The 13,100-nt window shown below is 33.7% G+C and carries 12 protein-coding genes; 5 read left to right on the forward strand and 7 right to left on the reverse strand.

Annotated features, from left to right (window positions below):
- Positions 1-34: 34 nt before the first annotated feature.
- Positions 35-1,429 carry a sugar transferase gene (locus BXU01_RS16040; RefSeq protein ID WP_083694130.1) on the forward strand — a complete coding sequence of 465 codons (1,395 nt, stop codon included), beginning with the start codon at positions 35-37 and terminating at the stop codon, positions 1,427-1,429.
- Between the two features lies 1 nt (position 1,430).
- Here the strand turns inward: BXU01_RS16040 and BXU01_RS16045 are convergent, their stop codons facing one another.
- Together BXU01_RS16045 and BXU01_RS16050 are read right to left on the reverse strand one after the other, a co-directional pair.
- Positions 1,431-2,567: a DUF4105 domain-containing protein gene (locus BXU01_RS16045; RefSeq protein WP_083694131.1), complete on the reverse strand. Its 1,137-nt coding sequence runs from the start codon at positions 2,565-2,567 to the stop codon at positions 1,431-1,433.
- 37 nt (positions 2,568-2,604) lie between these two features.
- On the reverse strand, positions 2,605-3,588 hold the full coding sequence (locus BXU01_RS16050; protein WP_083694331.1) for a PorV/PorQ family protein: 984 nt from the start codon (positions 3,586-3,588) through the stop codon (positions 2,605-2,607).
- A 275-nt stretch (positions 3,589-3,863) separates the two neighbouring features.
- On the opposite strand from BXU01_RS16050, the gene BXU01_RS16055 reads away from it, so the two are divergent.
- Together BXU01_RS16055 and BXU01_RS16060 are read left to right on the forward strand one after the other, a co-directional pair.
- Positions 3,864-4,574: a phosphatidylcholine/phosphatidylserine synthase gene (locus BXU01_RS16055; protein ID WP_083694132.1), complete on the forward strand. Its 711-nt coding sequence runs from the start codon at positions 3,864-3,866 to the stop codon at positions 4,572-4,574.
- A gap of 10 nt (positions 4,575-4,584) precedes the next feature.
- On the forward strand, positions 4,585-5,445 hold the full coding sequence (locus BXU01_RS16060; protein ID WP_083694133.1) for a glycoside hydrolase family 25 protein: 861 nt from the start codon (positions 4,585-4,587) through the stop codon (positions 5,443-5,445).
- Between the two features lie 80 nt (positions 5,446-5,525).
- Here BXU01_RS16060 and lptB read toward each other — a convergent pair whose 3' ends face one another.
- From lptB to BXU01_RS16080, 4 genes are all read right to left on the reverse strand, one after another.
- A complete protein-coding gene (gene lptB, locus BXU01_RS16065; protein WP_029272155.1) occupies positions 5,526-6,266 on the reverse strand; it encodes an LPS export ABC transporter ATP-binding protein in 741 nt (246 codons plus the stop codon).
- Between the two features lie 170 nt (positions 6,267-6,436).
- Positions 6,437-6,787 carry a carboxymuconolactone decarboxylase family protein gene (locus BXU01_RS16070; RefSeq protein WP_055093217.1) on the reverse strand — a complete coding sequence of 117 codons (351 nt, stop codon included), beginning with the start codon at positions 6,785-6,787 and terminating at the stop codon, positions 6,437-6,439.
- The gene (tatC, locus tag BXU01_RS16075) at positions 6,780-7,595 is read right to left on the reverse strand and encodes a twin-arginine translocase subunit TatC (protein WP_083694134.1); all 816 of its coding nucleotides are present in this window, start codon (positions 7,593-7,595) and stop codon (positions 6,780-6,782) included. Before tatC ends, BXU01_RS16070 begins: the two co-directional genes overlap by 8 nt.
- Positions 7,595-8,560: an SIS domain-containing protein gene (locus tag BXU01_RS16080; RefSeq protein ID WP_083694332.1), complete on the reverse strand. Its 966-nt coding sequence runs from the start codon at positions 8,558-8,560 to the stop codon at positions 7,595-7,597. The genes tatC and BXU01_RS16080 overlap by 1 nt, the downstream gene beginning before the upstream one ends.
- An 86-nt stretch (positions 8,561-8,646) precedes the next feature.
- Here BXU01_RS16080 and recQ point away from each other — a divergent pair, with 86 nt between their 5' ends.
- Positions 8,647-10,842 carry a DNA helicase RecQ gene (gene recQ / locus BXU01_RS16085; protein ID WP_083694135.1) on the forward strand — a complete coding sequence of 732 codons (2,196 nt, stop codon included), beginning with the start codon at positions 8,647-8,649 and terminating at the stop codon, positions 10,840-10,842.
- Positions 10,843-10,967: 125 nt separating this feature from the next.
- Here the strand turns inward: recQ and BXU01_RS16090 are convergent, their stop codons facing one another.
- A complete protein-coding gene (locus BXU01_RS16090) occupies positions 10,968-11,207 on the reverse strand; it encodes a hypothetical protein (protein WP_083694136.1) in 240 nt (79 codons plus the stop codon).
- A 332-nt stretch (positions 11,208-11,539) separates the two neighbouring features.
- Here BXU01_RS16090 and BXU01_RS16095 point away from each other — a divergent pair, with 332 nt between their 5' ends.
- Positions 11,540-13,099: an NAD(P)/FAD-dependent oxidoreductase gene (locus tag BXU01_RS16095; protein ID WP_083694333.1), complete on the forward strand. Its 1,560-nt coding sequence runs from the start codon at positions 11,540-11,542 to the stop codon at positions 13,097-13,099.
- Position 13,100: the final 1 nt, after the last annotated feature.

Raw genomic sequence — 13,100 nt, forward strand, 5'->3', positions numbered from 1 at the left:
TGGCTCAAGTTTAAGCCCTAAACAAATTGAAAAAATGTTTTCTAACAACAAAATGCACTTCGAGATTTCAGAAAGAAGAATATTGCTTCTTGTCTTTGATGCTGTTTTTATTTTATCTGCCTTATATATATTAAGTTTAATATTTGATTATAATTACTTTGTTTTTGATTCAGGTAATTTTTTAAGTGTTATTTTACTTCTTAGTTATATGTATGCTTTTGGAGTAATATTCGAAATGTATGATCTACAAGTAGCAAGTAATCAGTTACAAATACTTCAAGGTGTAATTTTTACTGTTTCAGCTACTACTTTAGCATATTTGTTTACGCCCGTATTATCGCCTGAATTGCCTAAGCAGAGAATAGTAATATTTATATTCTACTCTACCATACTTGGCACGCTGTTATTATGGCGTTTTTTTTATGTTTTTTTCCTCGCATCTCATCGATTTTCTCAAAATGTAGTTTTAATATGCGATCAAAATCAAGTACAGGAATTAGTTTCAAGTCTTGAAAATGTCGATCCGCATTATAAAATTATTGGTTTTGTTAATTCTGATTCAATTTCTAAAGAAAACTCAGGGCTTAATTATGTAAAAGAAGTTGAAAAGAATGATTTAGAAGATTTTGTAATCAAAAATCAAGTTTCTGAAATTGTAATAGCTTCTCGAAAAACAGACGGAATTACGGCTGATCTATACCAGCAATTACTTCACTTATTAGAATCCGGTAATATTATCAGAGAATATACGCAGGTTTATGAAAGCAAAACCCATCGTATTCCGGTGCATTATATTTCACGGGATTTTTATCGTTTTTTCCCTTTTAGCCGAAGCAATACCAATAAGCTTTATCTTTTTTTAGTACGCTCAATGGAATTTATATTCTCTTTTTGTGGACTATTGGTTTGTTTTGTTTTTGTTCCCTTAATCTTTATTGTAAATCTTTTTGCAAATAAAGGATCACTATTTTACACTCAGGAACGTGTAGGCAAAAACGGAATTGTTTTTAAAATCTATAAGTTCAGAACCATGGTCGAGAATTCTGAAGTAGATGGAATTGCTTTTGCAACCTCAAATGACAAAAGAATTACTCCTTTTGGTAAAATGATGCGCAAATCAAGAATCGACGAACTGCCTCAGTTTTTTAATGTTTTAATAGGCGATATGGCTGTAATTGGACCAAGACCTGAAAGACCGTTTTTTGTTGAGGAAATAGCCCGAATAATGCCTTTTTATGAAACCAGACATGTGATAAAACCAGGACTTACCGGTTGGGCACAAGTCAATTATTCTTATGGAGAATCTATTGATGAGAGTTTGATAAAATTGCAATATGATTTATATTACATCAAACACCGAAGTATATTTTTGGATTTGAGTATCACATTTAAAACCATTACGACAGTTTTATTTTATCGCGGACAATAATTTAGATGATAATCGGGATACGTTTTTTGTTTCTGATTGCTACTCTTACTAAAACAAATCCGCTTGTAATGATCATTGGTAAAACAATTAAAAAGTGCGCTTTGTTAATCATGAAAATACTGTAAAAAATCAAAAACAGTAAATGCAATACTGCAAAACGATATGTCCATCTTTTGTTTTTGATAATCGACAAGAAAATTAAAATCAATAATAATGGGCTAAATAAAAGTACATTATAATTCATCGCCAATTCCTGGTGAAAAGAATAAAATCCCACAGCAACAAAAAAGATTCCCATAAAAGATAAAATCAAAAGATAGATTTTGTCTACTATTTTATTGTGCGCCAAAACAACAAATGCAAGAATAAAAAGATAAGTATAAATATTATTCCACCATGATCCCGGCGTTTCTTTCTCAAAACTAAGTAATGTTTGAGTCTTAACAACAAAAGGATGATTTTGATAAGTCGTTTTTTCTAAACTGTTTTTTAATTCAAAAGGCAAAAATATCTTAGTTCCCAACTGATCTACTTTAGTTCCAAAAATAATACTTGTACCCAACTGGTCATAAAAATGGCCATTAAAATAAGGAAATAAAATTGATCGATACGTTATATCAGTATCTCCTTTTTTAATGATAACAGTATCATTTAAACTTTTATTGATGATGTCAACCACCATCGAAGTACAGTTTTTATCAATAAATTTATAAGTATAGTATCGATCTTCAGATGCTAAAGTCGTATTTAGATTGTCAAAAAGCCTTTGTTTTGCAGCCTGAGAGATAATAAGTTCCTGCTCAAACACACTTCTTTTTTCGGTATTATATTCTTCAATAAATTCCGGAAATGAATGCACAATCACAAAATACTGTAAATCTCCTTTTGCAAATTTTGCTACAAAATTTGGAGTTCTAAAATCAAAAGCCCCATAATTATATACAACATCAATATTGTTTCCGGGATCAGCAACCCGTATTGCGGTATGTCCAAAATAAGAATACGTTTCATTACCCAATCCGCAAGTGATAACACTTATTTTTGCATCTTTAGACAGCGGTAAATTTTGACTAAAACCAATAAAACTCAGTAATAATAGTAAACAAAAAAGTGCTTTTTTGAAAATGACATTTTTCATGATTTAAAATTTTAAGAAGTTGATGGTTTTGTAAATTTTATCTAAAGATACCTAAATCTACTTTTAAAGAAAAAATATTTGAATACAAAGCGGTACTTTGGTTTCCTAAGTCCGTTAGTGCATAATCAATCTGAATACCTTTGTATTTAAATCCCAGACCAATATTGGGTTGAAAATTTACTTTTTCAGTATTGTCTAATTGTGTTACATTCTGAAAATTTCCTGCTCCGGCACGTAAAAACACAAGATCAGTGTAACCAAATTCAAATCCTAAAGCAGGATCAATACTTACAGCTTTTGATGAGATAATATCATTAGTCTGTTCAAAACGCATATTTAGGTTAGTAGCAACCAAAAGGCTATAATCATTATGAAATTCAAACTTCCTTGAAACCCCTAATTGTGCTTTAGGCAAAGTTATTTCAGTACTTTCAGGTAATTCATTATTTTCTCCCGGAATAGCATTGGCGATCTTCGCATACTCTTCTTCATCAATATTCCAGACATTATAAGTCGTTGTAATATCGCGCAGCATTAATCCGAATTTCCAGTCATTTCGTTCAAACTGAAGACCCACATCAAAACCGAAACCCCAGGAATTAGCAAATTTACCAATAACCCTTCTGATTATTTTTGCATTTACGCCATATTGAAATCCTTCAACAGGCAGTTTTCGGGCATATGAAAAAGTAAAACCATAATCTGCAGTCGAGAATAAACTAATCCTGTTATAGTCAATATTTCCCTGATTATCGATTAATTGGGTTGTATCCATAATGTCATCAACACCAAAACGAATCATCGAAATTCCCCAGGCACTTCTGTCATCAATGGGGCTCGCATATCCTATGTAATCATATTGTGCAATATTTGCAAAATAATTGGCGTGCATTAATGATATCTGATGATCTTCAAGATTTGTTAAACCAGCCGGATTCCAATAAACCGAGTTTACATCATTTGTAGAAGCCGTCACCGCGCTGGACATTCCTAACGCAGCTGCATCTACACCAATATTCATAAATTCATTCGAATATTTTCGAGCAGTTTGCGCATACTGTACTGTATAACACCAAAATAATAAAAGCACAAATGTTTTCTTCAACGGATATTTTTTAGCAAACCGGAGTCTGTTTTAATTTTTACCAAAAATATAATATTTTACTCAGCAAATTTATTCCTTTTGATAAATATTGCGAAAGTCGAAACTTCAAACAAAAAACTCTTAAAAAAACGCCGATTAGATACAGTTATTATGCTAAATTTGTTCCCTGTCATTATCAAATTATATAAAACATGAATATTAAAAAGCACATTCCTAATTTAATCACATTAATCAATTTGTTTTGTGGTTGTATCGCCGTTGTTTTTATCTCAGAAGCCAATTATTTAATGGCTTTTTACATGGTTTGTTTAGGAATCTTTTTTGATTTTTTTGATGGCTTTTTTGCCAGATTATTCAAAGTTTCAAGTCCGCTTGGCTTGCAACTGGATTCTTTGGCAGATATGGTGACCAGTGGAGTTGCGCCAGGTTATGTTATGTATAGTTTGTTTACCAATAGTGCACACGAACTGGGAACAAATCCTGCAATTCCGTTTTTAGGGTTCATAATAACTTTAGGATCATGCTATCGATTGGCAAATTTTAATATTGATACACGTCAGACAGATTCGTTTATAGGTTTGCCAACTCCGGCAAATGCTCTTTTTATATTGAGTTTGCCTTTGGTTCTGGAATTTTCAGATTCATTAATGGTATTAGAAATACTAACCAATCAATGGGTTTTACTTGCAATTACATTATGCAGCGCTTATATTTTGAATGCCGAAATTCCGTTGTTTGCCTTAAAAATCAAGAAATTTGCCGTAAAAGATAATGTACTTCAAATTGTATTTTTATTGATATCATTAATTATGGTGATCGCACTTCAATACTTGGCAATTCCGTTAATTATCATTTTTTATGTATTATTATCTGTGGTTAATAATATGTTTCTGAAAAAGTAGTTTTATCTGAATGGCTAGAAAAACCACTACCCGAAGAACATCTTACTCACGAAAATCGAAACCTCAAAGGTCGATTTTAGTAAGAGGAATTCGTTTCATTATTTATTCTTTTTTTGTATTGCTTTTCTTTGCAGCAGTTTATCATTATCGTGATGGACTGGCCTATTATCTTGGCTTTAAATCCAGTAAAGTATTAGACGAAGATGCTGTTGATAAGCATTTGTCTGATGTTCGAAACATTAAAGTTCTTGAAAATCATAAAGGAAAAGTAATAGGAATCGATGTGTCTGAATTTCAGGGAAAAGTACAGTGGGACGAAGTTGAGGTTTTAGAAGAAAAATATCCTGTAAAATTTGTTTTTGTTCGTGCTACTGCTGGAAATGACAGAGTCGACAGGCAGTTTAAGAAAAATTGGGAAGGGGCAAAAGAACATAAAATCATTCGTGGTGCATATCATTATTATCGTCCAAATGAAAACTCAATTGAGCAGGCCAATCTTTTTATTAAAACAGTAAAATTGCAAAAAGGTGATTTACCACCTGTTTTAGATATCGAAAGATTGCCAAAAAATCAACCTTTGGATAGTTTGAAAAAAGGCTTAAAACGCTGGCTGAATAAAGTAGAAGCACATTATCAGGTTCGGCCTATTATTTATACAGGAGAACGTTATTATAGTGATTTTTTGAAAGAAGAATTTGGAGAATACCTATTCTGGATTGCCAATTACAATTTTTACAGGGAGAAAATTGAAGACGACTGGCTTTTTTGGCAATTTACAGAAAAAGCATCATTGCCCGGAATCAAACATCGCGTAGATGTTAATATTTATAACGGTGATCTCGAGCAGTTGCAATTTATTACAGTTGAATAGCTTTTCAGTCGCAGTATTCAGTCGCAGTTTACAGTTCTCACTGCGACTGAATACTGTAAACTGCGACTGAATACTTTTTTCTAAAATTCAAGTTTCTTTTTACGAAGTTCGAAGTTTTGTCCTAAGTAAACACGACGAACCATTTCGTCCTCTACTAATTCTTCAGGAACTCCGGCTTTCAAAATTCCACCTTCAAACATTAAGTATGTTTTATCGGTAATGGCTAAAGTTTCCTGAACGTTGTGATCAGTGATTAGAATTCCGATATTTTTATTTTTTAACTGAGCAACAATTCTCTGGATATCTTCAACTGCAACAGGGTCAACACCGGCAAAAGGCTCATCTAATAAAATAAATTTAGGATCTGTTGCCAGAGCGCGTGCAATTTCGGTACGACGGCGTTCTCCTCCAGAAAGTAAATCACCTCTGTTAGTACGAATATGTTCTAAGCTGAATTCTTCAATAAGACTTTCCATTTTTGCAATCTGTTCTTCTTTAGAAAGTTTAGTCAATTGCAAAACACTCAGGATGTTATCTTCAATGCTTAATTTTCTAAAAACCGAAGCTTCCTGTGCTAAATAACCAATTCCTTGTTGGGCACGTTTGTACATCGGATAATCCGTAATGTTCAAATCGTCAAGATATATGTTACCCTGATTTGGCTTTACTAATCCTACAATCATATAAAATGAAGTCGTTTTTCCGGCACCATTTGGTCCCAAAAGTCCAACGATTTCTCCTTGATTTACTTCAACAGAAATTCCTTTTACAACGCTACGACCTTTGTAGGTTTTGATTAAATTATCGGCTCTTAGCTTCATTTTTTTTTAATTAGATAATGTGTCAATTCGAAAATTAGATAATTGACTATATGGAAAAATTTATCTTTTCTCTTTTAGAAAATAAAGGCAAAATAAGTTAAAATTAATTAATCAATTAAACGAATTAACATATCGTATATAATTATCTAATGGACTAATTATCAAATTATCTAATTTGCAGCTTCTTCCAGAGCTTCCCAGAATTCGTATGCTCTGCGTAAATGAGGTATAACAATTGTTCCACCAACCAAAGTTGCGATTCCCATTGCTTCCATCATTTCTTCTTTAGTAACGCCTTCTTTATGGCTGGTTTCTAAGTGGTATTTTACACAATCGTCACAACGTAAAACTGCTGAAGCTACTAAACCTAAAAGTTCTTTTGTTTTTACATCAAGAGCTCCCGGAGCATAAGCATTAGTGTCAAGATTAAAAATTCGCTTTACAATTTTATTATTGTCAGCTAATAATTTTTCGTTCATCTTAGAACGGTAGTCGTTGAATTCTTGTATGATATCAGACATTTTGTTTTAATTTATTTTTATAAACGATTCTCGAAATAAGGATACTCACTTCGTAAATAATCAACATTGGTATAGCAACAATAGTTTGGCTCACAACATCCGGAGGTGTTACAATTGCAGCGACAATTAAAATGATTACAACGGCATATTTCCAATATTTTCTCAGGAAATCAGGAGTTACTAATCCTAATTTGGTAAGGAAATAAATGATAATTGGTAATTCAAAAAATAATCCGCTGGCAAGAATACTCGTTTTTACCATTCCCATATACGAATCTAATGTAAATTGATTTTTTACAACATCACTCACAGAGAAAGTAGCTACGAAATTCACGGACATCGGGATTACTACATAATAGCCAAACAATACTCCTAAAAAGAAAAGTAAGGAAGAAGTAAATATAAAGAATTTGGCATTTTTTCTTTCTTTCTCATATAGTGCAGGACTGATAAATTTCCAGAGTTCCCATAAAATATAAGGAAAACTCAGGATAAAACCAGCTAAAAGACACATCCAGACAAAGATGTTAACTTGTCCTTCCATTTCAGTATTTTGAATAATGAAATTTAATTCAGTAATACAAATACTATCTGCAAAACCAAGTTGATGAGACAAATCGCAAAACCAGACATAAGTAAAAAAAGTAGGTCTTATTGGACCTAAAATAATTTGATCAAACAAATAATCACTAATAAAATAAGTGATAAAAGCCATAATGCATATTGCAATTGTGCTTCTTACTAATAACCATCTTAATTCTTCAAGATGGTCTAAAAATGACATCTCCCCAAGGTTCTTTTTTCCCATTATACGATTCCTTCTTTTAAAATGTCATGTAAATGTAATACTCCTTTGTACTCGCCGTTATCTGAAACAATAAGTTGTGTTATAGAAAAATCTTCTAAAATATTTAAAGCATCAACTGCCATAGTTTCTGAAGATACTAATTTAGGGTTTCTCGACATAATATCTTTTGCAGTTAAATCTGCAATAGTATCTACGTCATTTAGCATTCTACGGATGTCACCATCAGTAATAATTCCGATAATTTTTTCATTTTCAATTACTGCTGTAACACCCAATCTTTTTTCAGAGATCTCAAAAATAACTTTTTTAACTGAAGTATCCGGAGTCACTTGAGGTTTTAATGAATGCTCGATCATATCTTTTACACGAAGTAATAACTTTTTTCCTAAAGCCCCACCAGGATGGTAAACGGCAAAATCTTCGGGTTTAAAATCGCGCATTTCCATCAAACAAACCGCAAGAGCATCACCCATAACAAGTTGGGCTGTTGTACTGTTTGTTGGCGCCAGGTTTATAGGGCAAGCTTCCATATCGACCGTTGTGTTCAAAACGTAGTCTGAACCTTTGGCTAATGACGAAGTTATGTTTCCGGTAATGGCAATTAAAATATTTCCAAAACGTTTCAATAACGGTACTAAAACTTTTATTTCAGGACTGTTTCCGCTTTTAGAAATACAGATAATGATGTCTTCTTTTTGTATCATTCCCAAGTCGCCGTGAATAGCTTCTGAAGCATGAAGAAACATAGATGGCGTTCCGGTAGAGTTAAAAGTCGCTACCATTTTTTGAGCAATGATGGCACTTTTTCCGATGCCCGTAACGATCAATCGGCCTTTTGTTTCGTAAATACGTTGGGTTGCTTCGTAGAAATTTTCATCCAGAAAATCAATTAGCTTTGTAATTGCTTCACTTTCAGATAGTATGGTTTTTTTGGCGATCGCCAATATATTTTCTTTTGTGATCAAAACAGGATATTTAAAATTTGTATGTATAAAAGAAAGTTGTATCTTTATGTGTTGCAAATTTATACAAAATACCATTAATATAAAGAATGAATTCAAACGAAATTGAAATACACAAGGAATTAAAGAAGTATTTCGGCTTTAGCCAATTTAAGGGTTTGCAGGAGCAAGTCATTACGAGTATCTTAGGTAAAAAGAATACATTCGTAATTATGCCTACTGGCGGTGGAAAGTCTCTTTGTTATCAATTACCCGCTTTAATTCAGGACGGAACAGCAATTGTTGTTTCTCCTTTGATTGCTTTGATGAAAAATCAGGTTGATGCCATCAGAAGCCTTTCTTCAGAAAACGGAATTGCGCATGTATTAAATTCCTCTCTCACAAAAACAGAAATCGCACAAGTAAAAAAAGACATTACTTCCGGCTTGACAAAACTTTTGTATGTAGCTCCGGAATCTTTGACAAAAGAAGAATATGTGGCTTTTTTGCAAAGTGTGCCAATTTCATTTGTGGCTATCGACGAAGCACATTGTATTTCAGAATGGGGTCATGATTTTAGGCCTGAATATCGAAATCTGAAAAATATTATCAAACAACTGGGGCAAGTGCCAATTATTGGTCTTACTGCAACTGCAACGCCAAAAGTTCAGGAAGATATTCTTAAAAACCTTGACATGTCTGATGCAAATACTTTTAAAGCATCATTCAACAGACCGAACTTATACTACGAGGTTAGAACAAAAACTAAAAATATAGAATCGGATATTATTCGATTTATAAAACAACATAAAGGCAAGTCCGGAATTATTTATTGCTTAAGCCGCAAGAAAGTAGAATCTATTGCCGAAGTTTTACAAGTAAACGGAATCAGCGCTGTTCCTTATCACGCAGGTTTAGATGCTAAAACCCGCGCCAAACATCAGGATATGTTTTTGATGGAAGATGTAGATGTGGTTGTAGCAACAATTGCCTTTGGGATGGGAATTGACAAACCAGACGTTCGTTTTGTAATTCACCACGATATTCCAAAATCACTTGAAAGTTATTATCAGGAAACAGGTCGTGCCGGACGTGATGGAGGCGAAGGACATTGTTTAGCTTATTACTCCTATAAAGATGTAGAAAAGCTGGAGAAATTTATGTCCGGAAAACCAGTAGCAGAACAAGAAATTGGTTTTGCATTATTACAAGAAGTCGTGGCTTATGCCGAAACCTCAATGTCCCGCAGAAAATTCCTGCTGCACTATTTTGGAGAAGAATTCGACAGCGAAACCGGAGAAGGTGCTGATATGGATGACAATGTTCGTAATCCTAAAACTAAAGTCGAAGCAAAGGAACAGGCCGTTAAATTACTTGAAATTGTTCGTGATACAAAACATATATATAAGTCGAAAGAAATTGTCTTTACATTAATAGGTAGAATAAATGCCGTAATTAAAGCACATAAAACAGATACACAATCCTTTTTTGGTTCAGGCTCAGATCATGACGAGAAATATTGGATGGCATTATTACGACAAGTTTTAGTAGCAGGATATTTATCTAAAGATATCGAAACTTACGGAGTAGTAAAAATTACAAAAGAAGGCTTGGACTTTATCAAAAATCCAGTTTCATTCATGATGTCTGAAGATCATGAATACAATGAATCTGAAGATGAAGCAATCGTAACAGCAGCAAAATCATCAGGAACTGCTGATGAAGTTTTAATGGGAATGTTACGCGAACTTCGTAAAAAAGTTGCCAAGAAACTGGGAGTTCCTCCGTTTGTTGTTTTTCAGGATCCTTCTCTTGAAGATATGGCCTTAAAATATCCAATTACTTTAACTGAGCTATATAATATTCATGGTGTTGGTGAAGGAAAAGCCAAGAAATATGGTAATGATTTCGTGACCTTAATTAGTCGTTATGTAGAAGATAACGATATTATTCGTCCAGATGATTTAGTGGTGAAATCTACCGGAGTGAACTCTGCAAATAAATTATATATCATCCAGAATATAGATCGAAAATTACCATTGAGTGATATTGCCTCAGCAAAAGGACTTTCGATGGATGCTTTGATCAAAGAAATGGAAATGATCGTATATGCAGGAACAAAACTTAATATTAAATATTGGGTAGATGATATGCTCGACGACGATCAGCAAGAAGAAATTCACGACTATTTCATGGAATCAGAATCAGATAAAATCGAAGACGCTCTTAAAGAATTCGATGGCGATTATGATATTGATGAATTACGCTTAATGCGAATTAAATTTATTAGTGAAGTAGCGAATTAAAAAGTTTACAGTCACAGTTTACAGTCATAGTCAGAACTGTAAACTGTGACCGAAAACTGAGACTGCGACTTAAATTTATTCTCAGTACATAAAACTGTAAACTGCCACTGAGAACTGTGACTTTTTTACCCCTCATATACTTCCCCGCGATGTGGTTTTAAAGCATCTCTTACAGAAATCATATTTTCATCCGTTACGACCATAAAAGCGGTAGCATGCATATCGTTTATGATTTTAAAGCCTGTAATATTCAAAGGCAATTTTTCTATTGCGATATATTCTTTTAAATGAATTTCATGATGTTCGGCTGTTTTTGCCGAAGCCGGACCACGAAAATCCCAAATCAATTTTATTTTTCTAGACATTTTTTTTTATAGGTGCAAAGGTTCAGAGGAGCAAAGGTACAAAGTCTTTTTTCATGAAAATTAAAAAAGTTACTGCAGAATTAACCGCAAAGTGAGCTAAGATTTTTTAAAACTGATGTTTAATATGCACGCAAAGTCGCGAAGGCGCAAAGAAAATAAAACTTTGCGACTCTGCGACTTTGCGAGATTAAAAAATAAAGCTTGGCGAACTTTACTTTTTCTAACCACAATCTGCGTTCAAATTTTACAGTAAATACATAATCTCATTTCAAAATAGTATTTTTGCATGTTCTTTTCATAAAAAGAAAAGCTAATTGAATAAATATAACAAAATGCCAAGAGAACTTTTACTTCAGGTAACTCCGGAAATAGCTGCAAACGAATTGTTGCTAAAAGACTATTTGTCTAAACAAATAAAGGTTTCTCCTAAGGAAATTCAACATATTTCTATTTTAAAACGATCTATTGATGCACGCCAAAAAGCGATAAAAATCAATCTGAAAGTAATCATCTATTTACAAGGAGAACCTTTTCAGGAAACTAAAATAGAGCTACCTATATATAAGGATGTTTCTTCGGCTCAGGAAGTAATTGTAGTTGGAGCAGGTCCTGCAGGACTTTTTGCAGCTTTGCAATTAATAGAATTAGGTTTAAAGCCAATTGTCTTAGAACGAGGAAAAGATGTTCGAGGCCGTCGTCGTGATTTAAAAGCAATAAACGTAGAGCATATCGTAAACGAAGATTCTAATTATTGTTTTGGAGAAGGTGGAGCAGGAACGTACTCTGACGGAAAATTATATACGCGTTCTAAAAAACGTGGTGATGTGACTAGAATATTAGAACTTCTGGTAGCTTTTGGAGCTTCTGAAGATATTCTCGTAGAAGCACATCCGCATATTGGGACAAATAAACTGCCTAAAATTATTGAAGATATCCGAAATAAAATTATCGAATTTGGTGGTCAGGTTTTGTTTGATACCCGCGTTACTGATATTTTGGTAAAGAATAACGAAGTTGAAGGAATCGTTACTCAAAACGGAGACAAGATTCTGGCTAATAAATTGATCTTGGCAACCGGACATTCTGCAAGGGATATTTTTGAATTATTGGATAAAAAGAAAATTTTTATTGAAGCAAAACCTTTTGCGCTGGGTGTTCGTGCAGAGCATTCTCAACAATTAATAGATAGTATTCAATATAGCTGCGATTATCGTGGCGAACATTTGCCTCCGGCGCCATATTCTATTGTAAAACAAGTTAACGGTCGCGGAATGTACTCATTTTGTATGTGTCCCGGAGGTGTAATTGCGCCTTGTGCTACAAGTCCGGGTGAAGTGGTTACAAATGGTTGGTCGCCTTCTAAACGTGATCAGGTTACGGCAAATTCAGGAATTGTGATCGAATTAAAATTAGAAGATTTTAAACCTTTTGCAAAATTTGGTGCTTTGGCCGGAATGGAATTTCAAAAAAGTATCGAACAAAAAGCGTGGCATTTGGCAGGGGAGACTCAAAAAGTTCCTGCACAGCGAATGGTTGATTTTACGCAAAATATAGTTTCTGCTGATATTCCTAAAACTTCTTACGTTCCCGGGACAACTTCGGTAGAAATGGGGCAGGTTTTTCCCGGATTTTTATCACAAATTTTACGCGAAGGTTTCAAAGAATTCGGAAAATCAATGCGCGGTTATTTGACTAATGAAGCTATTTTGCATGCGCCGGAAAGCAGAACTTCGTCTCCGGTTCGTATTCCGAGGGATCCAATAACTTATGAGCATTTGCAAATAAAAGGTTTGTATCCTTGCGGAGAAGGAGCAGGTTATGCCGGCGGAATTATATCTGCTGCGATTGATGGCGAAAAATGTGCTTTGATGATTGCCGAAACTTTAAAATAAT

Origin of the sequence: [Flexibacter] sp. ATCC 35103 (assembly GCF_001975985.1) — a bacterium.
In the GTDB taxonomy this organism is placed as follows: domain Bacteria; phylum Bacteroidota; class Bacteroidia; order Flavobacteriales; family Flavobacteriaceae; genus Flavobacterium.